This is a genomic window from Methylobacterium sp. GXS13, assembly GCF_001455965.1.
In the GTDB taxonomy this organism is placed as follows: Bacteria; Pseudomonadota; Alphaproteobacteria; order Rhizobiales; family Beijerinckiaceae; genus Methylobacterium.
Genome location: NZ_LKKO01000069.1, coordinates 75326 through 101995, shown reverse-complemented (window position 1 = coordinate 101995; position 26670 = coordinate 75326). Strand labels below are relative to the sequence as shown.

The 26670-nt window shown below is 67.8% G+C and carries 28 protein-coding genes; 7 read left to right on the top strand and 21 right to left on the bottom strand.

Going from position 1 to position 26670, the window contains the following annotated elements:
* Positions 1–6 precede the first annotated feature (6 nt).
* From AO398_RS29745 to AO398_RS22710, 5 genes are all read right to left on the bottom strand, one after another.
* Positions 7–129 (bottom strand): hypothetical protein, encoded by a 123-nt coding sequence (locus AO398_RS29745; protein WP_279596718.1) that lies wholly within the window; start codon positions 127–129, stop codon positions 7–9.
* On the bottom strand, positions 126–323 hold the full coding sequence (locus AO398_RS22725) for a hypothetical protein (protein ID WP_244498862.1): 198 nt from the start codon (positions 321–323) through the stop codon (positions 126–128). Before AO398_RS22725 ends, AO398_RS29745 begins: the two co-directional genes overlap by 4 nt.
* A gap of 57 nt (positions 324–380) precedes the next feature.
* On the bottom strand, positions 381–2384 hold the full coding sequence (locus AO398_RS22720) for an acetyl/propionyl/methylcrotonyl-CoA carboxylase subunit alpha (RefSeq protein ID WP_058194519.1): 2004 nt from the start codon (positions 2382–2384) through the stop codon (positions 381–383).
* Between the two features lie 100 nt (positions 2385–2484).
* Positions 2485–2922 carry a hypothetical protein gene (locus AO398_RS22715; protein ID WP_058194441.1) on the bottom strand — a complete coding sequence of 146 codons (438 nt, stop codon included), beginning with the start codon at positions 2920–2922 and terminating at the stop codon, positions 2485–2487.
* Between the two features lie 162 nt (positions 2923–3084).
* Positions 3085–3663 (bottom strand): L,D-transpeptidase, encoded by a 579-nt coding sequence (locus tag AO398_RS22710; protein ID WP_058194440.1) that lies wholly within the window; start codon positions 3661–3663, stop codon positions 3085–3087.
* A 182-nt stretch (positions 3664–3845) separates the two neighbouring features.
* Between AO398_RS22710 and AO398_RS22705 the strand changes: the two genes are divergently transcribed.
* A complete protein-coding gene (locus AO398_RS22705; RefSeq protein ID WP_058194439.1) occupies positions 3846–4775 on the top strand; it encodes a histone deacetylase family protein in 930 nt (309 codons plus the stop codon).
* Positions 4776–4936: 161 nt separating this feature from the next.
* Positions 4937–5554: a LysE family translocator gene (locus tag AO398_RS22700; protein ID WP_058194518.1), complete on the top strand. Its 618-nt coding sequence runs from the start codon at positions 4937–4939 to the stop codon at positions 5552–5554.
* An 18-nt stretch (positions 5555–5572) separates the two neighbouring features.
* Here the strand turns inward: AO398_RS22700 and ribB are convergent, their stop codons facing one another.
* The 5 genes from ribB to AO398_RS22675 all read right to left on the bottom strand — a co-directional run bounded on the left by ribB (position 5573) and on the right by AO398_RS22675 (position 10910).
* Positions 5573–6649 carry a 3,4-dihydroxy-2-butanone-4-phosphate synthase gene (ribB, locus tag AO398_RS22695; RefSeq protein WP_058194438.1) on the bottom strand — a complete coding sequence of 359 codons (1077 nt, stop codon included), beginning with the start codon at positions 6647–6649 and terminating at the stop codon, positions 5573–5575.
* A 160-nt stretch (positions 6650–6809) separates the two neighbouring features.
* On the bottom strand, positions 6810–7907 hold the full coding sequence (gene aroC, locus AO398_RS22690) for a chorismate synthase (RefSeq protein WP_058194437.1): 1098 nt from the start codon (positions 7905–7907) through the stop codon (positions 6810–6812).
* Positions 7908–8012: 105 nt separating this feature from the next.
* On the bottom strand, positions 8013–8606 hold the full coding sequence (locus AO398_RS22685) for a DUF3578 domain-containing protein (RefSeq protein WP_058194436.1): 594 nt from the start codon (positions 8604–8606) through the stop codon (positions 8013–8015).
* Between the two features lie 2 nt (positions 8607–8608).
* Positions 8609–9700: a catalase family protein gene (locus tag AO398_RS22680; protein ID WP_058194435.1), complete on the bottom strand. Its 1092-nt coding sequence runs from the start codon at positions 9698–9700 to the stop codon at positions 8609–8611.
* Between the two features lie 70 nt (positions 9701–9770).
* Complete coding sequence (locus AO398_RS22675; protein WP_082643407.1) at positions 9771–10910, bottom strand: anhydro-N-acetylmuramic acid kinase; 1140 nt, start codon at positions 10908–10910, stop codon at positions 9771–9773.
* A 124-nt stretch (positions 10911–11034) separates the two neighbouring features.
* On the opposite strand from AO398_RS22675, the gene tyrS reads away from it, so the two are divergent.
* On the top strand, positions 11035–12306 hold the full coding sequence (gene tyrS / locus AO398_RS22670) for a tyrosine--tRNA ligase (protein WP_058194434.1): 1272 nt from the start codon (positions 11035–11037) through the stop codon (positions 12304–12306).
* Between the two features lie 150 nt (positions 12307–12456).
* Here the strand turns inward: tyrS and tatC are convergent, their stop codons facing one another.
* The 6 genes from tatC to argS form a co-directional block, all read right to left on the bottom strand.
* Positions 12457–13257, bottom strand: coding sequence for a twin-arginine translocase subunit TatC (tatC, locus tag AO398_RS22665; RefSeq protein WP_058194433.1), 801 nt, complete (start codon positions 13255–13257; stop codon positions 12457–12459).
* Complete coding sequence (gene tatB, locus AO398_RS22660) at positions 13254–13847, bottom strand: Sec-independent protein translocase protein TatB (RefSeq protein ID WP_058194432.1); 594 nt, start codon at positions 13845–13847, stop codon at positions 13254–13256. Before tatB ends, tatC begins: the two co-directional genes overlap by 4 nt.
* 88 nt (positions 13848–13935) lie before the next feature.
* The gene (locus AO398_RS22655) at positions 13936–14208 is read right to left on the bottom strand and encodes a twin-arginine translocase TatA/TatE family subunit (RefSeq protein ID WP_058194431.1); all 273 of its coding nucleotides are present in this window, start codon (positions 14206–14208) and stop codon (positions 13936–13938) included.
* Positions 14209–14400: 192 nt separating this feature from the next.
* Positions 14401–15408 carry a beta-N-acetylhexosaminidase gene (gene nagZ, locus AO398_RS22650; protein WP_058194430.1) on the bottom strand — a complete coding sequence of 336 codons (1008 nt, stop codon included), beginning with the start codon at positions 15406–15408 and terminating at the stop codon, positions 14401–14403.
* 228 nt (positions 15409–15636) lie between these two features.
* On the bottom strand, positions 15637–16983 hold the full coding sequence (locus tag AO398_RS22645; RefSeq protein WP_058194429.1) for an SPOR domain-containing protein: 1347 nt from the start codon (positions 16981–16983) through the stop codon (positions 15637–15639).
* A gap of 49 nt (positions 16984–17032) precedes the next feature.
* A complete protein-coding gene (gene argS / locus AO398_RS22640; protein ID WP_058194428.1) occupies positions 17033–18784 on the bottom strand; it encodes an arginine--tRNA ligase in 1752 nt (583 codons plus the stop codon).
* A 292-nt stretch (positions 18785–19076) separates the two neighbouring features.
* On the opposite strand from argS, the gene AO398_RS22635 reads away from it, so the two are divergent.
* The gene (locus AO398_RS22635) at positions 19077–19487 is read left to right on the top strand and encodes a hypothetical protein (protein ID WP_058194516.1); all 411 of its coding nucleotides are present in this window, start codon (positions 19077–19079) and stop codon (positions 19485–19487) included.
* Between the two features lie 23 nt (positions 19488–19510).
* Here the strand turns inward: AO398_RS22635 and AO398_RS22630 are convergent, their stop codons facing one another.
* Positions 19511–20758, bottom strand: a complete 1248-nt coding sequence (locus AO398_RS22630) for a deoxyguanosinetriphosphate triphosphohydrolase (protein WP_058194427.1) — start codon at positions 20756–20758, stop codon at positions 19511–19513.
* A 154-nt stretch (positions 20759–20912) separates the two neighbouring features.
* Between AO398_RS22630 and AO398_RS22625 the strand changes: the two genes are divergently transcribed.
* Both AO398_RS22625 and AO398_RS22620 read left to right on the top strand, forming a co-directional pair.
* Positions 20913–21239: an iron-sulfur cluster assembly accessory protein gene (locus AO398_RS22625; RefSeq protein WP_058194426.1), complete on the top strand. Its 327-nt coding sequence runs from the start codon at positions 20913–20915 to the stop codon at positions 21237–21239.
* A gap of 150 nt (positions 21240–21389) precedes the next feature.
* Positions 21390–23312: a hypothetical protein gene (locus AO398_RS22620; RefSeq protein ID WP_058194515.1), complete on the top strand. Its 1923-nt coding sequence runs from the start codon at positions 21390–21392 to the stop codon at positions 23310–23312.
* Between the two features lie 42 nt (positions 23313–23354).
* Here AO398_RS22620 and AO398_RS22615 read toward each other — a convergent pair whose 3' ends face one another.
* The 3 genes from AO398_RS22615 to AO398_RS22605 are packed head-to-tail and all read right to left on the bottom strand — an operon-like array spanning position 23355 to position 25842.
* Positions 23355–24089 (bottom strand): ATP-binding cassette domain-containing protein, encoded by a 735-nt coding sequence (locus AO398_RS22615; protein WP_058194425.1) that lies wholly within the window; start codon positions 24087–24089, stop codon positions 23355–23357.
* Positions 24070–24807, bottom strand: a complete 738-nt coding sequence (locus AO398_RS22610) for an ABC transporter permease subunit (RefSeq protein WP_058194424.1) — start codon at positions 24805–24807, stop codon at positions 24070–24072. The genes AO398_RS22615 and AO398_RS22610 overlap by 20 nt, the downstream gene beginning before the upstream one ends.
* A gap of 51 nt (positions 24808–24858) precedes the next feature.
* Entirely contained in the window at positions 24859–25842 is a 984-nt protein-coding gene (locus AO398_RS22605) for an ABC transporter substrate-binding protein (RefSeq protein ID WP_058194423.1), read from the bottom strand.
* Between the two features lie 197 nt (positions 25843–26039).
* On the opposite strand from AO398_RS22605, the gene AO398_RS22600 reads away from it, so the two are divergent.
* Positions 26040–26417 (top strand): 4a-hydroxytetrahydrobiopterin dehydratase, encoded by a 378-nt coding sequence (locus AO398_RS22600; RefSeq protein ID WP_058194422.1) that lies wholly within the window; start codon positions 26040–26042, stop codon positions 26415–26417.
* A 20-nt stretch (positions 26418–26437) separates the two neighbouring features.
* Here the strand turns inward: AO398_RS22600 and AO398_RS22595 are convergent, their stop codons facing one another.
* Positions 26438–26659 carry a hypothetical protein gene (locus AO398_RS22595; RefSeq protein WP_058194421.1) on the bottom strand — a complete coding sequence of 74 codons (222 nt, stop codon included), beginning with the start codon at positions 26657–26659 and terminating at the stop codon, positions 26438–26440.
* Positions 26660–26670 lie beyond the last annotated feature (11 nt).

Sequence of the window (26670 nt, the reverse complement as noted above, 5' to 3'; positions counted from 1 at the left end):
GCTGAATTACTTCCCGGATTTCCGCTCGTCGCGCTGAATGGACCATTCGTTTGCGCGCATCGCCACGTAGGCGACGGCGATGGCCACCGCCGGGATCACGAATGTGACGAAAAGCCAGTCGGCGCTCATGGCTTGATCCCCCGCAGAATCTGCCTCTCTGTCCAATGTAGTACGAACCCGGTGCAAAGCCAGGCGAAGGCAAAGACCACGTTCTCAACGCGCTGGATAACGCCCGCGGGCCCACCGAAGCTCACTGCGACCACCGGCGTCACAAAGCCGATCACGACGAAGGAGACCGCCACGTTGTTGATGGCGGACGCCAACAGCTTCGTCTGCTCGTTGGATGCGGCAGTCATGACGACGTGAGGGTGAAAGAACCTTCAGGCAAACTCTAGGATCACCGCATCCACCGCAAGGCTGTCACCTTCCTTGGCGTGGATCTTCGCGACCGTGGCGTCGCGCTCGGCGCGGAGCATGTTCTCCATCTTCATCGCCTCGACCACCGCGATCGGCTCGCCGTTCTTCACTTCCTGGCCCTCGGTGACCAGGATCTGCTTCACGAGACCCGGCATCGGGCAGAGCACCTGCTTACCCGAGCCGGCCTGCTCCTTCACGGGCATCAGCGCGGCGAGCTCGGCCTCGCGGCGGGTATAGACCCGTGCCTCTACCGCCGCGCCGGCGTGCTGCAGGAACACGCCGTTCAGCAGGCCGCGGACCTGGATGGCGACGCGCTCGGAGCCGATCGTGCCGATCCAGACCGGCTCGCCCGGCCGCCACGCGCTCGCGACGGACAGCGAGGTGCCGCCGTCCCGGGTGACGATCAGGTCCTCGCCCTCGGGCTCGACGGTGACCGGATAGGATTGGCCGGCCAGGATCACGACGCGGTCGCGCTCGAAGGCGAACAGGCCGGGCGCGCGCATCTGCCCGGAGATCCCGCGCTTGCGCTGGTTGAGCTTGTGGTCGATCGCGGCTGCGGCGGCCATCATGCGGATCGCCACCGCGCCCGCGGGCTCGGGGGCGACGAAGCCGTTCGGGAATTCCTCGGCGATAAAGCCGGTTGAGAGATTGCCCTCTTGCCAGCGCGGATGAGCCATCAGCGCTGAGAGGAACGGGATGTTGTGGCGGATGCCGTCGATCGCGAAGGCGTCCAGCGCATCGCCCTGCGCGGCGATCGCTTCGGTGCGGGTCGGCGCCCAGGTCACCAGCTTGGCGATCATCGGATCGTAGTGGATCGCGATCTCGCCGCCCTCCTCCACGCCGGTATCGTTGCGCACGATCGCGCCGCCCTGGCGGCCCTCCTCCGGCGGCCGGTAGGTGGTAAGCCGGCCGATCGAGGGCAGGAAGTTGCGGGTCGGATCCTCGGCGTAGACGCGGCTCTCGACCGCCCAGCCGTCGAGCTTCACCTGCTCTTGCGTCAGCGGAAGCTTCTCGCCGGCCGCGACCCGGATCATCAGCTCGACGAGGTCGAGACCGGTGATCATCTCGGTGACCGGATGCTCGACCTGGAGTCGGGTATTCATCTCCAGGAAGTAGAAGGACTTGTCCTGGCCTGCCACGAACTCGACCGTGCCGGCGGAGTCGTAATTCACCGCCTTGGCGAGGGCGACGGCCTGCTCGCCCATCTTCCGGCGGGTCTCGGGATCGAGCAGCGGCGACGGCGCCTCCTCGATCACCTTTTGATTGCGGCGCTGGATCGAGCATTCGCGCTCGCCGAGATAGATCACGTTACCGTGCTTATCGCCGATCACCTGGATCTCGATATGCCGCGGATCGGTGATGAACTTCTCCACGAACACCCGGTCGTCGCCGAAGGACGAAGACGCCTCGGACTTGGCGCGGGCGAAGCCCTCCGCGACCTCGCCGGACGAATGGGCGATGCGCATGCCCTTGCCGCCGCCGCCGGCCGACGCCTTGATCATCACCGGATAGCCGATGCCGTCAGCGATCTCGACGGCGTGCTCGGGGCTCTCGATCACGCCCAGATAGCCCGGGACGGTGGAGACATTGGCGGCAGCCGCCGCCTTCTTGGACTCGATCTTGTCGCCCATGGCGGCGATGGCGCCAGGATTGGGACCGATGAACACGATGCCGGCGGCTTCCAGCGCCTTCGGGAAAGCTTCGCGCTCTGACAGGAAGCCGTAGCCGGGATGGACCGCCTGGGCGCCGGTCTGCCGGCAGGCTTCGACGATCTTCTCGATGACAAGATAAGACTGGGCGGCGGCGGCGGGGCCGATATGGACCGCCTCGTCCGCCATGGCGACGTGGACCGCATCGCGGTCGGCGTCCGAGTAGACTGCGACCGTCCTGATGCCCATCTTCCGGGCGGTCTTGATGACCCGGCAGGCGATTTCGCCCCGGTTGGCGATCAGGATCTTATCGAACATCGCTGGCGCATCGCTCTCGAGATCGCCGGATTGCACACCGGCTTGACTGTCCCGATAGATCAGTTGCGCCGAAGACGGAAGCTACGCCTTGGTCGAAGGCTCAAGCCGCCAACGCAAAGGTGACGCGCGGAGCCTGGGCCTCGCGGGTCCAGCGGTTCGCATCCAGGGCGAAGGCCATCAGGGCCTCGGCGCTGCCCTGCGCCTCGCGGACGATCTCCATGGCGATCCGGGCGCCGACCGGGCTCGGCCCGTCGCGGCCAGTGAGCGAGCCGGCGAGCCAGGCGGCGACCTCGCGGTCGATATAGCCGGTCGGGCGCAAGCCCCACACGGCGAAATCGACCACCGAGGCCACGAGGAAGTCGGCGAAGGCGTCCGAGCCGATCACCGCGCGCTCCAGGGCGATCAGCATGTCCGCCTCGTCGCGGCTCATGATCCCCTCCGGCAGGACCTCGCGCTTGAGGACCAGGAGGTCCTCGTCGCTGATCGTGCCAGTCGAAACAGCATGGTTGCAGAACTGTTGAACGGAGATCATGGTCATGGCTGCCTGCTCCTCCGACCTTTGCTGTGGTCGGTGTTTGTCCCGGTGTGATTTGAACTTACGGGACGGCACCCCTGCCGGAAGTTAACGGCAAGATCTGAACGGAAGTTCAGGTAAACACGGACCGAGCAAGCAGGCTTATTGGGACGTTGATCAGTTGCGTTACCGGACGATGACCGTGGCCCCGACGGGCACGCGGTCGAACAGGTCCACCACGTCGATGTTGCGCATGCGGATGCACCCGGAGGAGACCGCCTGGCCGATCTTCTCCGGCTCGTTGGTGCCGTGGATCCGGTAGAGCGTATCCCGGCCGTGATCGGCCAGGTAGAGGGCGCGGGCACCCAGCGGATTCATCGGGCCGCCCTGCATGGCATGGACGTGGGGCCAGCGCTTGATCATTTCGGCCGGCGGGTTCCAGGCCGGCCACTCAGCCTTCCGGTCGACTGTGGCGGTGCCCGCCCAGCCATACGCCTCGTCCCCCACCGACACGCCGTAGCGGATCGCCTTGCCGTCCGGCAACACGAGGTAGAGCTGCCGCTCCTTGGTTTCGACGACAATTGTGCCCGGAGGCTGCCCGGTCGGGTCTTCCACTTGATAGCGGGCGAAGTGGGGGTCGAACTCGGCCTCGGGGACGAGCGCCATGAACTCGGCGTCACGGGCCGAGACTTTTGGATCCGGTACGGCTTTGAAGGTGCAACTCGCGAGCAGCATGGCGCAGGCGATGACCGGAATGATGCGCATGCGGCTTTCTTCGGACAGCTTCCGGACCTTGGACTTACGGCCTGGTCGAGACCCGTCCCATGGAAGATTTGAGCAACTATAACCAGAACGGGCACCCCACCGTAGTCGGCGCGTTGCGCCCATGGCACATTGCCGGCTCTTGTTGCAGGCGCGCGACAGGACCGCACCCGGGAGCGACCGTCGTGACCACCTTGTACGTCAGCCATCCCGCGAGTTTCGACCACGAGGTGCCCGAGGGGCATCCGGAGCGTCCGGCGCGGATGCGGGCGATCGAGCGAGCCCTGGAAGACGAGCGCTTCGCAGGCCTCGTGCGAGTGGCCGCGCCACGGGCGGAAATTGAAGTCGCCACCCTGGCGCATCCGCGCGACTACGTAGACGCCCTGGTCGCTGCCGTCCCGGAACACGGCATGGTCGGGATCGATGCCGACACGATCCTCTCGGCTGGCAGCCTGGAGGCGACGCTGCGGGCTATCGGCGGGGCAAATCACGCCCTCGACGCGGTGATGGCCGGCGAGTGCCGGAACGCCTTCGTGGCGATGCGGCCGCCCGGCCACCACGCCGAGCGAACCCGGTCGATGGGCTTCTGCCTGTTCAACCACGCCGCCATCGCGGCCCGCTACGCCCGGGAGAAGCACGGCGCCGAGCGGGTGGCCCTGGTCGATTGGGACGTCCACCACGGCAATGGCAGCCAGGACATCTTTTGGGACGACGCCAGCGTGCTCTATGCCTCGACGCACCAGATGCCGCTGTTCCCGGGCAGCGGCGCCGCCTCCGAGCGGGGTGAGAAGGACACGATCGTCAACGTGCCGCTCCGGCCCAACGACGACGGCGCAGCGTTTCGCGAGGCGTTCGATGCCGGCATCCTGTCGCGACTGGAGACCTTCCGGCCCGACGTGATCGTGATCTCGGCGGGGTTCGCCGGCCACCGCCTCGATCCACTGGCGAACCTCCGGCTCGAGGCGGAGGATTTTGGCTGGGCGACCCGCAAGCTGATGGAGCTGGCCGAGCGCTGTGCCGGCGGTCGGATCGTCTCGGTGCTGGAGGGCGGCTACAGTCTGGAGGGACTGTCCAAATCCGTGTCCGCCCATGTGGACGCACTGATGGGGCGGTGACGGCGCGCGCTCCGATTCGGGTTGCAGACGCCGCAAACGGCGGCATGATCAGCCGATCTGTGAACGATCAGAATCATGCTGACATCGAAGCTTGTCGCGCGGCCATCGCAGAAGCTTGCCCGCAACAGGATCGCGCCGCCGATCTGCCTGTGGAGCAGTCGATGACGGGCACCGGCTTTATCGCCTACGCGCTGGCGCTCAGCGTTGCCGCCGCCGTACCCGGCCCTGGCGTCGTTGCCCTGGTCGCCCGCGCGCTCAGTTCGGGCTTCCGGGCTGCGATGGCGTTTTCCGTCGGGCTGATCCTGGGTGATCTGATCTTCCTGTCCGCGGCGGTGTTTGGCTTGGCCCTGATCGCGGAAACGCTGGGCGAGGTTTTTCTGGTCGTCCGGTTCTGCGCCGGTCTCTATCTCGCCTACCTAGCAGTACGGCTCTGGCGCTCGGCCGGGAAAACCGATCGGATCGAGGGCGGCCCAGCTGCCCGGCCGCTGGCGAGTTTTATTGCCGGGATCACCGTCACCCTCGCCAACCCCAAAACGATCGTCTTCTACCTCGCCGTACTGCCCACGATCGTTGATCTGCGGATCGTCACGGGCGGCGATTATGCCACCCTTGTCGGTCTGACCACGCTGGTGCTCGTGGCCGTCATGACCCCCTATGCCGCCCTGGCAGCCCGGGCACGGGATTCGCTGCGGAAACCCGTCCTCCGCGTCCGTTTGAACCGGAGCGCGGCCGCCATCATGGCCGGCGCCGCGATCTGGACCGTCGCGAGGCGCCCCTGAGACGCGTCCGGGATCAAGTCACCCATCTAGGGGCTCGTCGCCCAGAAGCTCGATGCCGAAGCCCGACAGGCCGACATACGAGCGGGTCGAGGTTGCAAGGTTGCGGATCGAGACGACGCCGAGATCGCGCAGGATCTGGGCGCCGAGACCGACCTCGCGCCACTGGCGGGCGCGCACGGCCTCCGTCCCCTCCTCCTTGGTGCTCTTCAGCGGGACGCCCGCGGTGCCGTCGCGCAGGTAGACCAGCACCCCGCGGCCGGCGGATGCGAAGCGCTTGAGCACCGCGTCGATCTGCTTGCCGCCACCGATTACGTCGGCTGCGACGTTCGACCGGTGCAGCCGAACCAGCACGTCCTGGCCATCACCGATCTCGCCCATCACGAAGGCGAATTGTTGGATCGTCTCGAACGGGGTGGAGAAAGCATAGGCTGTCACGTCGCCGTGGTTGGAATGGACCGTGAAGTGCCCCACCCGCTCCACCAGCCTGTCGCGCGCTTGCCGATAGGCTATCAGTTCGGCGACTGAGACGCGCTTCAGGCCGTGCTTCTCTGAGAAGGCCTCGATCTGCGGCCCCTTCATCACGGTGCCGTCGTCGTTGGCAAGTTCGCAGATCACGCCCACCGGCGGCAATTCGGCGAGCTTGCACAGATCGACCGCGGCCTCGGTATGGCCCGAGCGCATCAGCACGCCGCCGTTGCGAGCGATCAGCGGGAAGACGTGACCGGGCCGCACGAAATCGCCGGCGCCCATGTTGCCGTTGGCCAGCGCCCGCACCGTATTGCAGCGCTGTTCCGCGGAGATGCCCGTGGTCAGCCCGTGCTTCACATCCACCGTGACCGTGAAGGCGGTGCCGAGCGGCGCATCGTTCGACGCGACCATCGGATCGAGGTGAAGCCGCCGAGCCTCGTCCTGGGTAATCGGCGCACAAACGATGCCGCATGTGTTGCGGATGATGAACGCCATCTTCTCCGGCGTGCAGAGCGAGGCCGCGACGACAAGGTCGCCCTCATTCTCGCGATCATCATCATCGGTAACGACCACGATCTCGCCGCGGGCGAAGGCCGCGATGGCCTCTGTGACGGTGCAATGGGGCACGGATCGCTCTCTCGTCTCGCATCCCTCCAACCCCGAGGGACGGAAGGGCCTGGTTCGCGTGCTGCCGACAAGAATCCCGGTCCGGCGCACGCGAGCCTGTGAAAAGTCTGGACCCGGAGCCGTGATCGATCGCAACGCGATCGGGCCCGGCCCCGGCGGGTCAGGCCGCTCCCACCTGCCCGCGATGGCGTAGATAGTGATCGGCCAGCACGCAGGCCATCATGGCCTCCGCGACCGGTACCGCGCGGATGCCGACGCAGGGGTCGTGGCGGCCCTTGGTGATGAGATCGACCTCAGCGCCGTCGCGGGTCACGGAGCGGCGCGGTGTCAGGATCGAGGAGGTCGGCTTCACGGCGAAGCGTACCACCACTGGCTCGCCGTTGGAGATGCCGCCGAGGATGCCGCCCGCGTGGTTGGCGAGAAAGCGTGGGCGCCCGCCATTGCCGGCCCGCATCTCGTCAGCATTGTCCTCGCCGCGTAGAGCGGCGGCCGCGAATCCGTCACCGATCTCGACGCCCTTCACGGCGTTAATCGACATCATGGCGGCGGCGAGATCCGCGTCGAGCTTGCCGTAGACAGGAGCGCCGAGGCCGGGCGGCACGCCTTCGGCCACCACCTCGATCACCGCGCCGACGGACGAGCCATCCTTACGGATCGCGTCGAGATAGCTCTCGTAATGGGCGGCCGCCTCGGCATCCGGGCAGAAGAACGGGTTGTTGTTGACTTCAGCCCAGTCCCAGCGCGACCGGTCGATGGCGTGCGGCCCCATCTGGACCAGGGCTGCCCGAATGGTGATGCCCAGGATCACCTTGCGCGCCACGGCACCGGCGGCGACCCGCGCCGCGGTCTCCCGGGCGGAGGAGCGGCCGCCACCGCGATAGTCGCGGATGCCGTATTTAGCGTCGTAGGTGTAGTCGGCGTGGCCCGGACGGTAACTGTCGCGGATCTCGGAATAATCCTTCGAGCGCTGATCGGTGTTCTCGATCATCAGGGCGATCGGCGTGCCGGTCGTAAATTGACGCCCGCCCGTGCGGTCGTCGGAGAACACCCCCGATAGGATCTTCACCTGGTCGGGTTCGCGGCGTTGGGTGGTGAAGCGCGATTGGCCGGGCTTGCGACGGTCGAGCTCGGCCTGGATCTCCTCGGCCTCCAGCGCCAGCCCGGGCGGACAGCCATCCACCACGCAGCCGAGCGCGACCCCGTGGCTCTCGCCGAAGGTCGTGACGCGGAACAGGTGGCCGAACGAGTTGTGAGACATGACGAGGTCCGTCTAGCGCGGGAGCGCCGGGGGCACAAACGGTGCGGATCCGTCCCTGAACGTTCCCGGGCATCGCGCATTGCCTCGCTGCGAACCACGTGCCGCTCAAACCGTGATTCCACCCCGCGCTTTGAGCGCCCGATAAGCCGAGATACCGACTGAGAGATCTGCCCGCAGGCGCCGCTCATCCCCCAGATCCTTGAGCTCGTAGGTGAGACCGAGGATGTGTGCCGCCTCGTACCCGTCCGGTAGTTCGCCAACGCTGCCGAGGGTGATTGATGTGTTCGGCAGCCTGTCGACGAAGTCAGACAGGCGCATCCTCAGGGCATCGCCGCTGGTGCGGAGAAAGGCTTCCGCCTGTGCCCCATGCTCGCGTATCGCCGCCACCGTCCCCTGCGCCAGCGACAGGTGGACGACCTCGCGGTGGGCCGGAAACAGGTAGACCAGATAGTAGCCGCGCGTGGCGCTGGTGGTCACAGTTGGGTCGAACATGGCGAGCCACGGCACGGCCGCCCAGTGGCTGCCGCGTCCGGGGCTGCCCTTCACCAGGAACGCGCCATCAATGGTGTCGAGGGCGCCGCGCAGCGCCCGCGGCGCGCCGCGCCGGATCACGGCTGCCAGGGGATGCCCGGCCGGCGGGTCAAGCCGGGCGAGTGGGTATTCCTCGATGATCCGGCGCAGGGCGTGGCCGAGGCTCACGCTTAGTCCGGAATCTGCTCGATGGTGTTTGGCTCAGTCTCCAGCATCTGATTGCGGCCGTGGCGGAAGCTGGAGAGCGCCTGATAGGTCTTGAGCCGTGCCCGCATCAGGGAACCGAGCGGGCGATGCGCCGCGAGACTGTGGGCCGGTCGGAAGGACAGAACGTCGTCGGCGTAGCGGGTCCGAGCCTCGGATTGGGAATCCTGGGCTGGGAGAACTAGGCGCGCGACGGTGCGATAGGGGCTCGCGGCCTCGTCCCAGCGCTTCGAAGCATCCTCTACCGGCATGTCGTTCAAGTTCGTACAAAGCTGCACGCGGATCTCGAATACGGCCGTGTCGCCGGCAAAATAGGCTGTCACAGCGTGTCGAAAGGCGTCCTGATCCTCGCCCGGATGCAAATGCTCTCCAGCTATGGCTTGCTGCTTCGCGCCGACCGGAAAGGCGGCGATCTTGGCGACGTGATTGCCGTAGCGGAGCGCTGCCTGCGAATAATACGGCTCCGCCAGCGGATGCAGGGGCTCGTGGCCGAAAAAGTCGAGCAGTGGCGAACTCTCGCCGGTCACTGCTTTCACGACGGTATCGATTGCCCGGGCCGCCCCTGAGATGGCGACCTTCAGGACTTCCGGCGCTTTCGTGCCGGCCTCCAACTGCTTCATGCTGCCCAGGAAACCTTTGGCGTCCGGGTTCGGAAAGACGGGGCCGGTCGCGAGCACGAAATCCTGGGTCGTCGCGCCGTGACCGGGCAGCTTCTCGCCCTCGACGCCCAAAACCTTGATCGCCATGCCCCGGTGGGTCGAGACGCTGTCCTTCAGGAGTTCGCCCGGCCCCTGGGCGAAGCGCACGATCACCGGATAGGTGCCGCCCGTGGCGAACAGGCCCTGCTTTAGCTCGGCCGGCAGGTCGTCCGACACCTGAAGCTCGCCGATGACTACACCGCTGACTTTGGCGTGCGAGGCGCGCACCGCGTGGCCGTAGCGGCTGGCCGTGGTCTCGCTCTCGCGGGTCATCGACGCAATGATCGCGTCGATGGTGTCGTTTTCGTCCGGAGCCGGCGTCTCGATGCCGTCGTGGTAGCGCAGGTAAGTCTCGGCCAAGGTCTTTAATCCCGATCGCGTTCTATCGGGAGCCAACCGCCGGGCCATGCATCGGTTTCTGATGCAGAGATCAGGCATTCGGTCGCGCCAGCCTCCCGCCGGTCATCGGCTCACGCACCCCGGTGGTCGGCGGGAAGGTGATCGGGAGGCCCCGGAGCGAGCGCACCGCCAAATACGCGAAGGCCTGCGCCTCCAGGTAGGCCGAGGACCAGCCGATGGCGTCCGCGGTCGTGATCTCGGCGCGCAGGTGATAGTTCAGGAGCCGCACCAACTCGCCGTTGCGGGCACCGCCCCCCGCCACGATCCAGCGGGTCGGGATCTCGGGGGCGTGGTCGAGCGCCCGGGCTACAGCCCGCGCCGTAAAGGCCGTCAGCGTCGCGGCGCCGTCCTCGGTGGTGAGCTGGCCGGCAAGCTTGTGCGAGAACCAGTTCCGATCGAGGGATTTCGGCGGCCGGCGGAAGAAGAACGGGTGCATCAGCAGCCAGGCGAGCAACGGCTCGTCGGCGCGCCCCCGGGCGGCGGTGCGGCCACCATCGTCGAGGTTCTTGCCCTCGCGCTCCTGCATCCATTCGTCGATGAGGGCATTGCCGGGACCGGTATCGAAGGCGATCACGCCGCCCTTGGAATCGATCAGCGTCGCGTTGGCGACGCCGCCGATATTGAGGATGCCGAATGGGCCGTCGAAGCCCGAGGCCTCGGCCAGCGCCTTGTGAAACACCGGCACGAGCGGCGCACCCTGGCCGCCGGCCTCGATATCGGCCCTGCGCAGGTCCGAGACCACCGGGATGCCGAGCCGCGTGGCCAGCGCCTGCCCGTCGCCGATCTGGATCGAGATGCGCTGGTCCGGACGGTGGATCACGGTCTGGCCGTGGAAGCCGATGACGTCGATCGTATCGGCGCTGAGGTTGTTCTCGACCAGAAAGCGCTCGACCGCCTCGGCATGGGCCTGGGTGACGAACGCCTCGGCCTCGGGCAAGCGCCCGGGTCGGTCGCCCGGGTGCAGCACGGATTCTGCGTCCTTCGTCGCCACCCGCAGGAGCGCTTTCTCGTCGTCGGAATAGCCGCGATAGCCGGTCGGCCCCAGAGGCTCGAGAAAGTTGTTATGGCCTCTGACGACGTGGACCCGCTCGCCGTCAGTCTCGATCAGAGCGATGTCGACGCCGTCCAGCGAGGTGCCGCTCATCAGCCCGATCGCGCGCATCATCGCCATTGTGCTCGACCCCGTGCCTTTCGGCGAACGCCCTGCTAAGAGCGCGCCGTATCCTGAACCCCAGCGCGAGCTAGCACGCAGAGCCTCGGCCTGTCGCGCCGGCTCGCGATCCGAGACCGCAGCCATGACCGCCGAGAGCTTCGCGCCGAAATCCGACTTCCTGCGGATCCTGACCGAGCGCGGCTACATTCACCAGACGTCCGACCTCGCCGGCATCGACGCCGCTGCGCTCGAAGGGCGGTTGACGACCTATGTCGGTTACGATTGCACGGCGCCCTCGCTTCATGTCGGGCACCTGCTGTCGATCATGATGCTTCACTGGCTGCAGGCCACCGGCGGCAAGCCGATCGCCCTGATGGGCGGCGGCACCACCCGGGTCGGCGACCCGTCCGGCCGCGACGAGACCCGCAAGATCCTGACCGTCGAGCAGATCGACGGCAACAAGGCCGAGATCCGCAAGACCTTCGACCGGTTCCTGCGCTTCGGCGAGGGCGCGAACGACGCCGTGATGGTCGACAATGCCGAGTGGCTGACCAAGCTCAACTACATCGAGATGTTGCGCGACATCGGCCGCCATTTCTCGGTCAACCGCATGCTGTCGATGGACAGCGTCCGCCTGCGCCTGGAGCGAGACCAGGAACTCTCGTTCCTGGAATTCAACTACATGATATTGCAGTCCTACGACTTCGTGGAACTGAACCGCGGCTACGGCTGCACCATGCAAATGGGTGGCTCTGACCAATGGGGTAACATCGTCAACGGCATCGATCTGGGCCGGCGCATGGGCACGCCCCAGCTCTACGCCCTGACCTGCCCGCTGCTGACCACGTCCTCCGGTGCCAAGATGGGCAAGACCGCCGCGGGCGCCGTCTGGCTCAACCCGGACATGCTGAAGCCGTACGATTACTGGCAGTTCTGGCGAAACACCGAGGACGCGGACGTGGCGCGATTCCTCAAGCTGTTCACGCTGCTGCCGATGGACGAGGTCGCGCGGCTCGCGGCGCTTGCCGGCTCCGAGATCAACGCGGCCAAGATGGTGCTCGCCACCGAGGCCACGGCGCTGATGCACGGGCGCGAGGCGGCCGATGCCGCCGCCGAGACCGCGCGGAAAACATTTGTCGAGGGGACTCTGGCCGCAGACCTGCCAAGCGTCACCGTGGCCGCGGCGACCCTCAAGGCCGGTCTGGGAGTGCTGACGGCCTTCGGACCGGACGTCGCAAAGCTCGTGCCATCGTCCAGCGAGGCGCGACGCCAGATCAAGGGCGGCGGCCTGCGAGTCAACGATGTCGCGGTGACGGACGAGAAGGCATCACTGACGCCGGCGGATCTGACCACGGACGGGGTGATCAAGCTGTCCTTCGGCAAGAAGCGGCACGTTCTCCTGCGGACGGAATAGGATTCGCGGCGACGCGACGGAACAGGTTTCTAAAGGGCCCGAGGCCCTTTGGCACAATGCGAGGCGGAGAGCTCCGAGGGCAGCGGGGCTCTGCCCGGAAGCCGCAGAGGATCCGAGTGCTTTCAAAGCCCGGATGGGTTCATCCGATCCTTACGGATCGAGTCCCTCCGCGGCCCTCCGCGTTGCACGCAGCTTCTCGACACGCGCCACGGAGAACACCGAGGCCTCGTAGAGAATCAGCATCGGCAGGGCGAGCGAGAGCTGCGAGATGACATCCGGCGGCGTCAGCACCGCGGCGACGACGAAGACCAGCACGATCGCGTACCGGCGTTTCTCCCGCAGGAAGGCTGCGTCGATGATGCCGATCTGGCCGAGCAGGGTCAGGATCACCGGCAGCTGGAACGCGATGCCGAAGGCGAAGATCAGCGTCATGATCAGCGACAGATACTCGTCGACTTTGGGCAGCAGCTTGATCGTCGGCTCGCCTGCGACGCCGACCTGCTGGAGCGACACCGAAAACTTGATCAGCAGCGGCATCGCCAGGAAAAAGACGACGAGTGCCCCCAGCACGAAGAAGATCGGCGTGGCCACGAGATAGGGCAGGAACGCCTTGCGCTCGTTGCGGTAGAGCCCCGGTGCCACGAAGGCGTAGATCTGCGTGGCGATCACCGGAAAGGCCAGGAACGCCGCGCCGAACACGCTGAGCTTGATGTTGGTGAACACCTGTTCGAGGAAATGCGTCGCGATCAGCTCGGCATTCTGCACGCCCACGATCGAGACGTAGGGGTAGACAAGGATGTTGTAGATATCGCGTGAGAAGAAGAAGCAGCAGAAAAACATCACTACGAAAGCGATCAGCGACTTGATCAGCCGCGAGCGCAATTCGATCAGGTGTTCGAGCAGCGGCGCCCGCGATGCTTCGATCTCGGCCTCGTCGGCGTCGCTCATCATCGGGCAGTGGCGCCGTTCTTCGGGTCCATGGGGGTGTCGTGCGTGGAAGGCGGCTCGGGTGGAGGCCCGTAGGGATCATCCACCGAGCCCGGAATCGGGAGCGGCGCTTCGGTCGGAGCAGTGTGCGGAACCGGATCGGCGTGCGCGGCCGGCTCAGCGGCCGGTGACGCATTCTCGATGCTCGGCGGCGCGACGGCCTCCTGCTCGGCCTTGAGCTGCGCGGTGGCGTCGGCCAGGGAGCGCGTGTCCGCGGCCGGCTTTTCCGGTCCCAGGGTTTCGGAGCCCTGCCGGGTAGCGACTCGGCCCTCGACCGCACCCTTCAGCTCGTCGCGGATGGTCTGAACAGGATTGAAGCCGGAGCTCGCGGCGCGGACGGTGTTGCGGATACCGTCGACCTCTTTGCGAACCTCGTCGAGTTCGGCCTCGCGGATCGCCTCGTTGAACTGCATCTGAAATTCGCCGGCCATGCGGCGCAGCTTCGTGGTGATCTGCCCGACGGTACGCAACGCCTTCGGGAGATCCTTCGGCCCGATGACGATGAGGGCGACGCCGCCGATCAGCATCACCTCGCCCCAACTCATGTCCAGCATGTCGTCGACGGTCCTGCTGCCTGGGGAGCCGGACCTGAGTCCGAGCCCCCATCAGGCTCTACACCACAGCGCGCGTCCTGACAGTCTCTCAGACCGGCTTACGCTCGCCGCCCGGCAGATGGCTCGCCGGTACCGCGGTCCCGGGGCTCGTCTCGGCGGTGTGAGGGATGGTGCGGACCGGCTCGCTCGGCGGCGCGACCGGCTGGCTCGCCGAAGGCGTCTCGTCCTCGGCCATGCCCTTCTTGAACGCCTTGATGCCCTTGGCCACGTCGCCCATCAGGTCGGAGACCTTGCCGCGTCCGAACAGCAGCATGACGATGACGGCAACGATGACCCAGTGCCAGATACTCATGCTGCCCATGGCAACCTCCTGCGTGCGTCGACCTGCCTGCGCCCACCTGTGGGTGCGTGACGCCACGACCGGTTGAAGATTTCCGGGCGAACCTAGGGATCGGACCGCACGAACACAAGCAGAGGCGGGTGTAGGGGCGGTGGAAGGCCGCGGGTTGAAGCCCGGTCTATCGGAAGCCGACCTTCCGTTACCGCCGACGCGCTAGGCCGCGGTGGCAAGCGCGGCCGCGAACCGAGCTCGGGCCTCGGACACATTGATCCCATCATCGGCCCGGTCGAGACGCGCCAAAGCGGAGGCGGCCCTGCGGGCGGCTTCGCCCGCGAGGACGGGAGCGGCTTCGGCGACGGCGCGCATCTCGTCCATCGTGCCGTTGCAATGCAGTCCGATATCGATGCCCGCCGCGAAGGCCGCCTCGGTCCGGTCGCGGAACGTGCCGGTCAGCGCATGCATGGACAGGTCGTCGGTCATCAGGAGACCGTCGAAGCCGATTGCGGCGCGGATCACATCGCGGATCACCGCTGCCGACTGGGTGGCCGGATTCTCCGGGTCGATCGCGGTGAAGACCACGTGGGCGCTCATCGCCATCGGCAGGTCGGCGAGCGCTTGAAACGGCCGGAAATCCTGCGCGGCCAGAGCCTCGCGGGTTGCCTCCACCACGGGCAGGCCGTGATGGCTGTCGCAGGCGGCGCGGCCGTGACCGGGCACGTGTTTCATCACGGGCAGGACCCCGCCGGCCATCAGGCCCTCGGCGACGGCGCGGCCGATCTCGGCCACTGAATCCGGGTTCGAGGCATAGGCCCGGTCGCCGATGATGTCGTGCGAGCCCGGGGCCGGCACGTCGAGGACGGGGGCACAATCGACGTTGATGCCGACCTCGGCCAGATCATGCGCCATCAACCGGGCGCCGAGTCGCGCGATCGCGGTGGCGCTGCCGTTCAGGCGGCCGTAGCGCCCACCCGCCGGGTAGGCCGGCCAATGCGGCGGCCCCATGCGCTGGACCCGGCCGCCCTCCTGGTCGATCAGAATCGGCGCGGCGTCCAAATTGAGGCAGTCGCGCAGCGAAGCGGTCAGGGCGCGTACTTCGTCCGGCGTGCCGATATTGCGCTTGAACAGGATGAAGCCCCAGGGCCGCACATCGCGGAAGAAAGCAGCTTCCTCGGCGGAGAGCGTCTTGCCGGCGCAGCCGAGGATCAGGGCACGGGCGGTCATTCGGGTTTCTCGGTGGCCACGCGAGTGCGGCTAGGAAAACGACGGGTCCGGCGAATCGGTGCCGGTAGAGTCGGGCGGGAACAGGGAGCCGGCAAGGCGAAACCGCACCCCCTGCCAAACTGGGACATCGTCAAAGGCTGAGTGTTGCGGGACGGACTCGTGTCCCTCCCCGCGGACCCCTCCCGCTTCGCGCGGAGGAGGAAGCTATAGACCACCGTTATCGATGGCTCAGTTCTTCGCCACGAAGCACTGGCCACCTTCGCCTTGTAGTGCCGTGCACAGGCTCGCGGCCTCGGTCTTGGCCAGCGGCCCGACGCGGACCCGGAAGATCGTCTTGCCGTTGACTTCGGCCTGCCGGATCAACTCAGGTTTGCCAGCGAGCTCGCTGTACTTGGCCTGCATCTGCTTAAGCGCGGCCTTTGCCTCGGCGGCGCTGCCGCGCACGCCGAGCTGAACCGAGAAGCCGCCGACCGAGCCGGTCTTGACGGTGTCGTCGGCGGCTTCCGGTGCATCAATGGCCGGTGTGGCCACTGAAGCGACCCGCTGCGCAGCCTTCGGCGGCGCCTTCACCGCGACGGGCTTCGGTTGGGCGGCTTCAGCCGGGGTCGATTGCGGTGATGCCTGAACCTGTTCCGGGCTGGTGACCGGCATAGACGCAGCCGCTTGACGGGTGGGCTTAGCCTTTGCCTGGGCCTGCTCGTCGGTGGGCAGAACCATGGTGGGGATCGGGGCCGGAGCGGCGTCGGCCTGAGCCTCACGCTGGACCGGCGCGGGGGGCGCCTCCGGCTTCACCGCCACCGTGCGGACCCGGCGCGGCTCGCCGAAGGCCTCGAACGGGCCGTTGCCCGGCGTGGTGCCGCTCTGCGCACCGCCGGCCGGACCAGTCCCCTGTGCCGCGCGGGCCGCTTCGGCCACGTCGATCGGCTGCTCCTCGCGGTTGACGATCTTGATCTGGCCTTCCTTCGTCTTGCCCTTTGTGTCGTAGATCTGCCGGTTCTGGTCCGGGATCTCGACACCGTCGGCAACCTTCGGGGCGACCTTGAGAGGCGTTGAGTCAGCCTGGACGACCGGTACGCCGCCACCGCTGCTCGAGCCGTGTAGACCCTTGTAAGTCAGTGCACCGGTGACGGCCACGGCGACGATCGCGATGCCGGCGCCTACAGAGGCGAGACGGCGGCGGGGGTTCACCCGCCGGAGCGAACGGCCGTCCTCGTACTCCGCTGCGGCGGAATCCTGAGCCTCCACGCCATAGGCTACGGGCTCCTCGTGCGTGTCGCGCTCGACCGAGGCGAGGTACTGGTCGAAGGCATCAGCAGGATTCGCTTTGACCGGCTCCGGGGCAAAGCTCGGCTCGACTCGAGCGTTCCAGCCGGCCTCGGGATGCGCCGCTGCGACGCCGCGCATCTCGTCGCGCGCTGCGAGCAATGCGCGGAACGGGTCGTCCTGGCCGACGATCCGCGCCAGCTCGGCCAACGGGTCGGGCTTGGCGCCACCCGCGGCGCCACGAGCTTGCTCCTGACGCAGATCGCGCGCGAGGGCGTCCAAATCGACCTGAGCGCGCGAAGCGTTCGTCATGGCAGCATCCTCACATCAGCGCCGATCACCGGCCCGATGCACATCGAGCCTATCGCATCTCGTCCGGCGCGTTCACACCGAGAACCGCGAGGCCGGCAGCGAGCGTACTCCGGAGAGCCTCGACGAGCGCCAGCCGCGCCCAGGTCGACTTTCGGTCGGTTGCATTAACAAACCGTAATTGCGGCAAGTCTTTGCCCTTGTTCCATAAAGTATGAAGGGCGGCAGCCATTTCATAGAGGTGGAACGCGATCCTGTGCGGCTCGTGCGCCACGGCCGCCGACTCCAGGACGCGGGGATACTGGGCGACCAGCCGCATCACCTCGACCTCGCCGGGATCGGTCAGGAGGTCGAAATCGGCCTCGCGCAGCAACGCTGCCGGCGAAAGGTCGGCGCCAGAGAAAGCCTCGCGCGCCTGCCGTTGCACCGAGCGGACCCGGGCATGGGCGTACTGGACATAGAAGACCGGGTTGTCCTTCGACTGCTCGACCACCTTGGCGAGATCGAAATCGAGCGTCGCGTCGTTCTTCCGGTAGAGCATCATGAACCGGATCGCGTCGCGACCGACCTCGTCGATCACGTCGCGCAGGGTCACGAACTCGCCCGCCCGCTTGGACATCTTCACGGGCTCGCCCGCGCGCAACAGCCGCACCAGCTGGCAGAGCTTCACGTCCAGCGTCGCCTTGCCGTCGCTCACCGCCTTCACCGCCGCCTGCATGCGCTTGACGTAGCCGCCATGGTCGGCGCCGAGCACGTCGATCAACTCGGTGGCGCCCGCGAGATACTTCGCCCGGTGATAGGCGATGTCCGAGGCGAAGTAGGTGTAGGATCCGTCCGACTTGAGCAGCGGCCTGTCGGTGTCGTCGCCGAATTCCTGGGTGCGGAACAGCGTCTGCTCGCGGTCCTCCCAATCCTCGGGCAGCTGTCCCTTGGGCGGCGGCAGACGGCCCTCGTAGACGAGGCCTCTCTCGCGCAACTCCTGAAGGAGCGCCTTCACGGCGCCGCTCTGAAGAAGCGTCCGTTCTGAGAAGAACACGTCGTGCCGGATGCCGATCGCCGCCAGATCGGACCGGATCATGTCCATCATCATGCCGAGCGCGATCTCGCGGACCACCGGCAGCCACGCGGCCTCCGGCTGGTCGAGGAGCGCGCGGCCATGGGTCTCCGCGAGCTTGGCGCCGACGGGCTTGAGATAGTCGCCCGGATAGAGCCCCTCGGCGATGGCGAAGGGCTCGCCCAGAGCCTCCCGGTAGCGCTGGTAGGCCGAGCGGGCCAGCACATCGACCTGGGCGCCCGCATCGTTGATGTAATATTCCCGCGTCACCTGCCGCCCGGCCGCGACCAGGAGATTGCACAGGGCATCGCCGAACACCGCGCCGCGGCCATGGCCGACATGCATCGGGCCGGTGGGATTGGCCGAGACATACTCGACGTTGATCGGCCCGCCCTGCAGCTGCGCGCGGCCAAAGTTCTCGGGATCTGCGAGTGCGCCGCGGATCACGTCGTGGAAGATTCCGGGGGCCAAGCGCAGGTTGATGAAGCCCGGGCCTGCAACGCTCGCCTCCAGGATCCGCGGATCGGTGCGCAGCTCGGCGGCCAGCGCCTCGCCGAGCGCCTTCGGGTTGGTTCGCGCTTCCTTCGCCAGGACCAAAGCTGCATTGGTGGCGAGGTCCCCGTGGGAAGGATCGCGCGGCGGCTCGACGCCGCCGCCGCCGAGGTCGAGGCCCTCCGGCAGCTGGCCGGCGCGGGTCAGGGCCTCCACGGCCTCGCGCACACGCACCTCGAACAGGGCGAAGATGTTCATCGGTCTCGGTCTCGCTCGTGCGGGGGATGCTGCCGCCCGGCCGTCTCGGCCTGCGCCCGCTCGGAGCCGTCTAGCAAGGGGGCGGGAGGGTGTCACGGCGCGGCAGCGTTAGCGGGCCGCGGAGCGCCCAAAGCCGGCGTTAACCGCGCCGAAAAACGAATCCGCATTCGATCGAATGAGGGCAGTTTATCCCCACGCGATGACTACCGACGCCCAGCAGCGCATCTTGTCTTGGCCGACGTGAGTCTATGTGATCTCCCCGATCGCAAAATTCTCGATCGGGGAGATCTTCATGAAGACATTGATGATGGCGGGCGCTGCGCTCTGCGCGGTGGCTATGGCGGCGCCAAGCGCTGAAGCGCGCGGCTTCCGGGGCGGCGGCTTCCACGGCGGCTACGGCGGATATCACGGCGGCTTCGCCGGGCGTGGCGTCTACGGCCGCGGCTACGGGTATGGTCGCGGCTACGGATACCGCGGCGGCTACGGCCGCGGACTCGGCTACGGGCTGGCCGGCGCCGGCGCCGGGCTGGGCCTCGGCCTCGCAGCGGGAAGCCTCTATGGCGGCTATGGAGGCGGTTATGGGTATGGCTACCCCGCTGCCTATGGCGGCTACGATTACGCCTACCCGGCCGCCTATGGCGGCGGGTACGGCGGTTACGGCTCGGGCTGCTACGGCAGCTTTACCTGCGGCTGCGGCTGCTGATCGCCGAAATCCCTGGCCGGACATCAAGGTTCGGTCAGGGGCAGGCCACGGCTCGGCAGCTCCCAGTAGAGATCGGGCGTGGTCGGGTAGAGCTTGCGATGGGCCAGCACCGCGTAGGTGTCGGTCATGCCGGCGATGTAGTCGGCGACTCGCCGGGCGATACGGCCCTCCGGGGCGTCGGCCAAACCGGCACTCCATTCCTCCGGCATCCGCGACGGCGCGGCCGAGAAGGCCGAAAACAGGTCGTTGACGATGGTGTCAGCCTTCCTGCGCACGGCCACCACCCCCGGGTGCCGGTACATCCGCGCCCAGAGGAAGCGCATGATCTCGGCATCGGCCTCCACGATCGCCGGCGAGAACACGATGACCGGCTCGGCGGCGTGGCGGATGTCCTCGACATTCTTCGGATCGAGCCCGGCGATGCGGCGGCCGCCCTCACGGATCACGTCCTCCACGAAGCGGGTGATCACCCGCCGGGCGAGTTCGTGGATCACCCGGGACGGTTCGAGGCCCGGATGGAGACGGTCGATTTCATCCAAAAGGTCGGCCAGGAACGGAACTGCGCGCAGCTCAGGGATATCGAACAGGCCGGCCCGCAGGCCGTCGTCGAGATCGTGGGCCGCATAAGCGATGTCGTCGGCCAGCGACGCAGCCTGCGCCTCCGGGCCGGCCTGGCTCCACAGGTCGAGCGGGTTCTGGGCGTCGTATTCGAGGATCGCCGCCGGGATGCCGCGCTCGATGTAGCGCGCGGTCGGCTGCCCGTCCCGGGCGAGCAGCGGCCCGTTGTGCTTCACCAGCCCCTCCAGGGTTTCCCAGGCGAGGTTGAGGCCGTCGAATCCGGCGTAGCGCCGCTCGAGCCGGGTGACGATCCGCAGGGCCTGGGCATTATGGTCGAACCCGCCATGGGCCGCCATGCAGGCGTCGAGGGCGTCCTCGCCGGTATGCCCGAAGCAGGTGTGCCCGAGGTCGTGGCTCAACGCCAAGGCTTCGGCCAGATCCTCGTCGAGGCCCAGCGCGCGGGCGAGCGCCCGGGCGATCTGGCTCACCTCTAGGGTGTGGGTCAGGCGCGTGCGGTAATGGTCGCCTTCGTGATGCACGAAGACCTGTGTCTTGTGCTTCAGGCGGCGGAACGCCGTCGAATGGATGATCCGATCGCGGTCGCGCTGGAAATCGCTGCGGGTCGGCGACGAATCTTCGACAATCAGCCGTCCGCGCGTCTGCGACGGATCCGTGGCGCTGGGCGCCCGCCAGCGCTCACCGTTCGGACGCACGGCGCCTGCTCTCGATCTCACGCAGCCCGATCATGACCCCTCCTCGCCCGGCGCGTTGCGGCGCGGGCCTCGAACCCATATCTTGTGGGCTGAGGCGGGCTCGGCAACGGCCGAGCGATGCCGTCCACCGAACACTTGCGTGGCCAAAGCACAAATGGCTGAGATCACCCTGACCCCCCGCGCCGCCAAGCGCATCAACGAGATCATGGGCGCGGAGCCCCCGGGCTCGTCGCTGCGCATCAGCGTCAACGGCGGCGGCTGCTCTGGATTCTCCTACGCGTTCGACATCGCCCGGTCCCGGGAAGCCCAGGACTTTGCGATCGAGCGCGACGGCGCCACCGTGATCGTCGATCCAGTCTCGCTGGAATACATGTCCGGCTCGACCATCGACTTCGTCAACGATCTGATCGGCCAGTCCTTCAAGATCGAGAACCCGTTGGCGACCGCCTCCTGCGGCTGCGGCACCTCGTTCTCGCTTTGAACGGCCGCAGCGGTCCCGCTTCCGGGGCCGTTGCGCGTCTACGACACTGGAGCCGGCTCAGGGCCCCTGCGTCGCATGTTCAATTGCTTCGACCGGCAAAACGCGGCACCCATGCGGCGACCCCGCCTGCGCCGTGATCCGGACCATCCCATGATCCATCCGAAGGCCCGATCCCGCCTCCGGTCGGCTTTGGCCGCGACCTGCGCCCTCGCCTACCTCACCGGGATAGGGTTACCCGCCCCGCTGGCGGCCCAGGAAGGTGCCGCCGCCGTCCAGGACGTCACGGTCACGGACGTCATGCTGCCGCTGGGTGGCACGCTGCTCCGGGCGCCGAAGCTGACGGCGAGCGGCACGCGTCTCTCCAAGGATGAGCTCGCGGCGATCCTGAAGTCGGATTCCACCGAGCCCTGGGAGACCCGGCTGGCACGCCTCGACGCCGGCAGCCTGACCATTCCGGTCTTGACGTCCGAACATGCCGGCCCGGGCGACGACCGCCAGACCGTGACCTACCGGCACGTGGTCGCCCGTGACGTGAAGTCCGGCCGCGTCCGGGAACTGACCGCCGCGGGCGCGACGGTGAGCGCGGCGGCGGGCCCGAACCGTGGCAACGGCACGTATGGCCAGGTCCGGGCGACCGACCTCGATCTCGCGGCACTGAGCCGCCTCTACACGGTTCCGGGTGACGGCAAGGGGCCGGTGCAGCGGGTCTACGGCACGATCCAAGTCGCGGATGTGATTTATTCGGACGCCCGCGGCACCACTGTGAAGATCGCGCGCCTGGACGGCCGCGATCTCGGTGGCCGGCAGGTTCCGGACGGCTGGAACGGCGCCTTCGAGATCGTCGCCGCGAGCTTCCAGCCGCCCCACGACCGGCGGACCTTCGCGGCGGCCGCCGCCGACCTGATCGAGGCGACCGCCCTCGGCAGCCTCAACATGCAGAGTCTGAGCGTCAGTAATGCCGATCCGCAAGGGCCTGTCCTGTTCGAGATCGGGCGGGCGACCTACGCTACCGGCCCGGATTCCGGCACGGTCCTGGAGAACATGACCGTGTCGCGCGGCAGCCTGCGCGCGCATCTCGGGCGCCTCGCGCTCGCCAACGTCTCGCTGGCGCCGACGATCGCGGCCTTGCGCAGTTTCGCTGCCGAACCCGAGCCTCGGCCCGGCTTCAGTGATGCCGAGATGCGCCGCCTGACGCCGGCCCTGGGCGGCCTGACCCTGGCCGATCTCAGCATCGACCTGCCATCCGACGCCGAGCTTCCGAAGCCCCCGCCGCAGGACCCGCGCCCAGCCCCCCGTGCGGCTGCGTCCGGCAAGCCCTCCCAGGCCAAGCCGGCGGACGCCAAGGCGCCGGCCCCCAAGCCCGGCGACCCACTCGCGGTCACGATCACGCCGACATCCACCCGCCGGGTCGCCCTGCGCGAGGCCGCCCTGTCGTTCGGGCCGCCGCAGGACGGCGTGCCGAGCGCCAGCCGCCTTACCCTCTCGGGCCTAAGCCTGCCCGCCGATCTCGTGGCCGGTGTGCCAATCGTCGGCGCGCTGCCGGCCTACGGCTACCGGGACCTGGATCTCGACGTGGTGGCCGACGCGGCGCTGGACGGGAAGGCACGCGACCTGTCCCTGCGCGATGTTACGATCTCGGGCCGCGACATCGGAACGGTACGGCTTGCCGGCACGCTGGGCGGCATCGGACCGGAACTGTTCAGTGGCACCCTGCCGGCCACGACGATGGTGATGTTCACCGGCAGTGCGAAGAGTCTCGATCTCACGATCGAAAATGCGGGTCTGTTCGAACGCTTCCTCGCAGCCCAGTCGAAGGACCTGAGCCTCAAGCCCGATGAATTGCGCAAGGAATACGTGACCGCCAGCCTGCTCGGCGTCCCCGTGATCCTCGGCAACACCGCAGCCGCCAAGGGTATCGGTGCAGCGATGGGCCAGTTCGTAATGAAGCCTGGCAAGCTCGTACTGCACGCCAAGTCCAAGGAGCCCGCCGGCATCGGCTTCATCGATATCGGCGCGGCCCGCTCGCCGGCAGCCCTGCTCGATCGGATCGACGTCGAAGCCAAGGCGAATTGAGCCCTCGAAAAGAGCCGCCTGCTGCCGGTCAGGAGGTGCAGGCTATTCTGCGATGATCCCGGGATGCTGCGCTGCCAGCGCGGCCCGGGTCGCCTCCGCCCAGGCGCGGTCGCGCTGCCCGCGCGGGCGGTCGAGGGTCACGTCTGCCATGAGGGTCGCGGGTCGCTTCGAGACCAGCAGCAGCCGGTCGGCGATGCCGATCGCCTCAGTGACGTTGTGGGTCACCATCAGGACGCTCATCCCGGCGGCGTCGACCGTGTCAACCACCAGCCCGCGCAGCTCGGCCGCGGCGGTATCGTCCAGGGAGACGAAGGGCTCGTCGAGCACCAGCACCCGGGGTGCGTCGGCAAGCGCGCGGGCGAGCGCCACCCGCCGCTGCATCCCGAGCGACAGCGCCTTCGGGTAGCTGCCGCGCCAAGGCGTCAGGCCGAGCTGGGCGAACAGGCCGTCGAGATCGCGTCCGCGCCGCGCCCGCGGCAGCCCCAGCCGGACATTGTGCTCGACGCTGCGCCAGGGCAGCAGCCGCGGCTCCTGGAACACCATGCCGGCGTGATCGGCGCCGGATACCCGGCCCTCGAAATCCGTGTCGAGGCCGAGCAGGATCCGCAGGGTCGTAGTCTTGCCGGCACCGGACGGCCCGATCAGGCAGACGATCTCGCCGGCGCCGACGCCGAAGCTGAGATCGCGGACCGCCTCCACCGGCTCGGCGCCCTTGGACCGATACCGCTTGGCGGCGATCGCGATCTGGAGAACCGGTTCAGCGCCAGCGGCGGACATGGGCTTCGAGCCGCTGCAGGAGGAGGACGTCGATGCCGATCATCACGGTCATGAACACGAGGCTGTAGCCGATGATCGCCGCCACGTCGGTGCTCTGGACGAAGTAGTAGTTGATTGCGAAGCCGACGCCGTCGGGCCGTCCGAGCAACTCGACCACCAGGACGATCTTCCAGGCGAGCGACAGGCCGGAGCGCGCCGCCGTGACCACGTAGGGCTGGAGCTGCGGCACCAGCACGTCCAGCACCCAAGTGCGCTGGTCGAACCGGTAGGCGCGGGCCATCTCGTCGAGGCCGGGATCGAGATTGCGTGCGCCCTCGCGCACGATCACCGCGACGTTCGGCAGCTTGTTGAGCACCACCGCCAGGATCGCGGCGGTCTCGGTCAGCCCGACCCAGACATAGGCCAGCACGGTGATCACCAGGGCCGGCGTGTTGAGGAGGACGAGGAGGGGGGTGTCGAGGGTCGCATCGGCGGCCTTCGAGCGGCCGAGGGCGACGCCGAGCAGGATCCCAAGGACCATCGCCACCGCGAAGGAGATCGCAACCCGCAGCAGCGTCACCCCGACATTGTGCGCGAGGTCGCCCCGCTCGGCCTCCTGGATGATGAAGTGCAGCACCGCCATCGGCGCCGGCAGCAGGCGCGACCCGGCTTCCAGCGCGGCGACTTGCCAGGCGGCGACGAGCACGACGAGGGACGCGATGCGGGTCAGCGCGCCCATGCGGTCCCGGCGATCCGAAGCCACGACATTGGGGGCAGCCTGACCGGCCGCTCAACCATTGCGGCCGTTGTCGTAGTAGAGGTCCGGCGGCAAGCCGGAGCCCTTGCCGACCAAGCGGGGACCGCCGAGGCGGGACATCACGGCGTAGAGCTTCTCGGCATCGACGCGCTCCGCCGCCACCGGGCGTCGCGGGATGCCGGCCAGGAAGTCGCGCTTCAGCGCCTCGAAGGTCGCGTCGTTCTCGGCCGCCATCAGCGGGCGCACGATCTCCCAGGCGCTGGGATCGACCGCCAGCATCTCCTTGGCGGCGCGGGACGCCCGCGCGAACCCGGCCACCGCCTCGGGCTTCTCCTTCACGGTAACGTCCTGGAACAGGTAGCCGATCAGGGAGACGTCGCCGGCGACGCCCAGCGCGTGCATGATGTCCTCGGCGCCGACCAGACGGCGGAAGCCCTTGGCCTCAAGCCGGGCGCAATAGGTCCAGTAGGTCAGCGCCGCGTCTAGGGCGCCCTGCTCCAGCTTCAGAGTGATCAACGGCGGCGCGCCGTAGGCGATCTCGGCTGCGTGCTCCAGGTCGATCCCGGCGGCGTCCTTGGCCTGCGCCCGCAGGAGCAGCCAGTTTTTGTCGAGCGGGCCGCCCGCGACGCCGAAGCGCTTGCCGTCGAGGTCTTTCAGGCTCTTGATCGGGCTGTCGGCCGGCACCATCACGGCGCCCTCCGAGGTCGAGTACGGGATGAAGCGCACCGCCTGGCCGTCGTTGCCCAGCCGCGCCGCCCAGAGCAGGTCGCCGATGATCGTGTCGACCTGGCCGCCGATGAAGCTGATCCGCGCCGCGTCGTTGCCGGCGAGCTTGACTGCGTCGAGCTGGAAGCCGTTGGCGGTATCGAGGCCGCGGGCCTTGATCACCGCCGCTTCCCAGGTCGAGGTGCCGAACGGCAGGCTCCCGAGGCGGATCACCGGCACGTCCGCCCGCGCTGCCCGCAGGCCGAGGCCGCCGAGCAGGCCGCCGGCGAGCATTGCGCGCCGTGACAGCATCACGCCTTCTCCCATCGTATTGCGCGGTCTTCGAAGACAGCAGACTTGGGCGTGGACTTGTCCTAACGCCATTGGAAAAAGGTCATAGGGCTCGCGCGACACGCCGTCCACCGTGCCGGATGCCGCTGCGCGCTTGCGTGCCGCCGGCTGCGCGGGCACCCTCGCCTTCCGATACCAAGACGCAGGGGACGAGGCGAATGAGCGAGCGGCGCGAGGGCGTTCTGGACGAGGCGGCGGTGGAGGCGCGGCTGAAGGCCGAGCTGCCGCAATGGCGGCTGGAGGAGGGCTGGATCCGCCGCACCTACAAGACGGCGGGCTGGAAAGGCACGCTCATGGTGATCAACACGGTCGGCCACCTCGCCGAGGCCGCCTGGCACCATCCCGACATCACCGCTTCCTATGCCTGGGTCGAGGTCAGGCTGATGAACCACGCGGCCAAGGGCATCACCGAGAAGGATTTCGCCCTCGCCAAGAAGATCGAGGAGGTCGTGGCCTGGCAGCCGGCCCTGGAGGGCCAGGGTCTGGACGGCACGCCGTCCGATCCGCGCTTCGCCTATATCAAGTACGACACGTAGCGGCGCCCTGCTCCGCGCGGTCACTGCGGCTCCTTCACCCGGCGGCATTCGGTCTTGAGGTAGGCAGACTTGCCGATCTCCTCGCGCCGTTCGGTGCGGGCGATGATCTCCTGCCAGCCGGTGGCACAGCCGAGCTCGTTGGCCACGCGGACCTTGCGCACCTCCAGCGCCTCGGCATCGGTGCAGGCCTCCTGGGCGAGACCGTTGGCGCAGACCAGGACGACGGCGATGAAGGCGTTCATGCGGGCGGAGT

Excerpts from the sequence above, each read along its gene's own strand:
- AO398_RS22625 (WP_058194426.1), top strand. The coding sequence starts at position 20,913 with ATGGCTGAGATCACCCTGACCCCCCGCGCCGCCAAGCGCATCAACGAG.
- AO398_RS22710 (WP_058194440.1), bottom strand. The coding sequence starts at position 3,663 with ATGCGCATCATTCCGGTCATCGCCTGCGCCATGCTGCTCGCGAGTTGC.
- AO398_RS22600 (WP_058194422.1), top strand. The coding sequence starts at position 26,040 with ATGAGCGAGCGGCGCGAGGGCGTTCTGGACGAGGCGGCGGTGGAGGCG.
- AO398_RS29745 (WP_279596718.1), bottom strand. The coding sequence starts at position 129 with ATGAGCGCCGACTGGCTTTTCGTCACATTCGTGATCCCGGCGGTGGCC.
- AO398_RS22720 (WP_058194519.1), bottom strand. The coding sequence starts at position 2,384 with ATGTTCGATAAGATCCTGATCGCCAACCGGGGCGAAATCGCCTGCCGG.
- AO398_RS22610 (WP_058194424.1), bottom strand. The coding sequence starts at position 24,807 with ATGGGCGCGCTGACCCGCATCGCGTCCCTCGTCGTGCTCGTCGCCGCC.
- AO398_RS22635 (WP_058194516.1), top strand. The coding sequence starts at position 19,077 with ATGAAGACATTGATGATGGCGGGCGCTGCGCTCTGCGCGGTGGCTATG.
- tyrS (WP_058194434.1), top strand. The coding sequence starts at position 11,035 with ATGACCGCCGAGAGCTTCGCGCCGAAATCCGACTTCCTGCGGATCCTG.
- tatC (WP_058194433.1), bottom strand. The coding sequence starts at position 13,257 with ATGATGAGCGACGCCGACGAGGCCGAGATCGAAGCATCGCGGGCGCCG.
- argS (WP_058194428.1), bottom strand. The coding sequence starts at position 18,784 with ATGAACATCTTCGCCCTGTTCGAGGTGCGTGTGCGCGAGGCCGTGGAG.
- tatB (WP_058194432.1), bottom strand. The coding sequence starts at position 13,847 with ATGCTGGACATGAGTTGGGGCGAGGTGATGCTGATCGGCGGCGTCGCC.
- AO398_RS22700 (WP_058194518.1), top strand. The coding sequence starts at position 4,937 with ATGACGGGCACCGGCTTTATCGCCTACGCGCTGGCGCTCAGCGTTGCC.
- AO398_RS22715 (WP_058194441.1), bottom strand. The coding sequence starts at position 2,922 with ATGACCATGATCTCCGTTCAACAGTTCTGCAACCATGCTGTTTCGACT.
- AO398_RS22605 (WP_058194423.1), bottom strand. The coding sequence starts at position 25,842 with ATGCTGTCACGGCGCGCAATGCTCGCCGGCGGCCTGCTCGGCGGCCTC.
- AO398_RS22620 (WP_058194515.1), top strand. The coding sequence starts at position 21,390 with ATGATCCATCCGAAGGCCCGATCCCGCCTCCGGTCGGCTTTGGCCGCG.
- aroC (WP_058194437.1), bottom strand. The coding sequence starts at position 7,907 with ATGTCTCACAACTCGTTCGGCCACCTGTTCCGCGTCACGACCTTCGGC.
- AO398_RS22655 (WP_058194431.1), bottom strand. The coding sequence starts at position 14,208 with ATGGGCAGCATGAGTATCTGGCACTGGGTCATCGTTGCCGTCATCGTC.
- AO398_RS22595 (WP_058194421.1), bottom strand. The coding sequence starts at position 26,659 with ATGAACGCCTTCATCGCCGTCGTCCTGGTCTGCGCCAACGGTCTCGCC.
- AO398_RS22615 (WP_058194425.1), bottom strand. The coding sequence starts at position 24,089 with ATGTCCGCCGCTGGCGCTGAACCGGTTCTCCAGATCGCGATCGCCGCC.
- AO398_RS22675 (WP_082643407.1), bottom strand. The coding sequence starts at position 10,910 with ATGGCGATGATGCGCGCGATCGGGCTGATGAGCGGCACCTCGCTGGAC.
- nagZ (WP_058194430.1), bottom strand. The coding sequence starts at position 15,408 with ATGACCGCCCGTGCCCTGATCCTCGGCTGCGCCGGCAAGACGCTCTCC.
- AO398_RS22645 (WP_058194429.1), bottom strand. The coding sequence starts at position 16,983 with ATGACGAACGCTTCGCGCGCTCAGGTCGATTTGGACGCCCTCGCGCGC.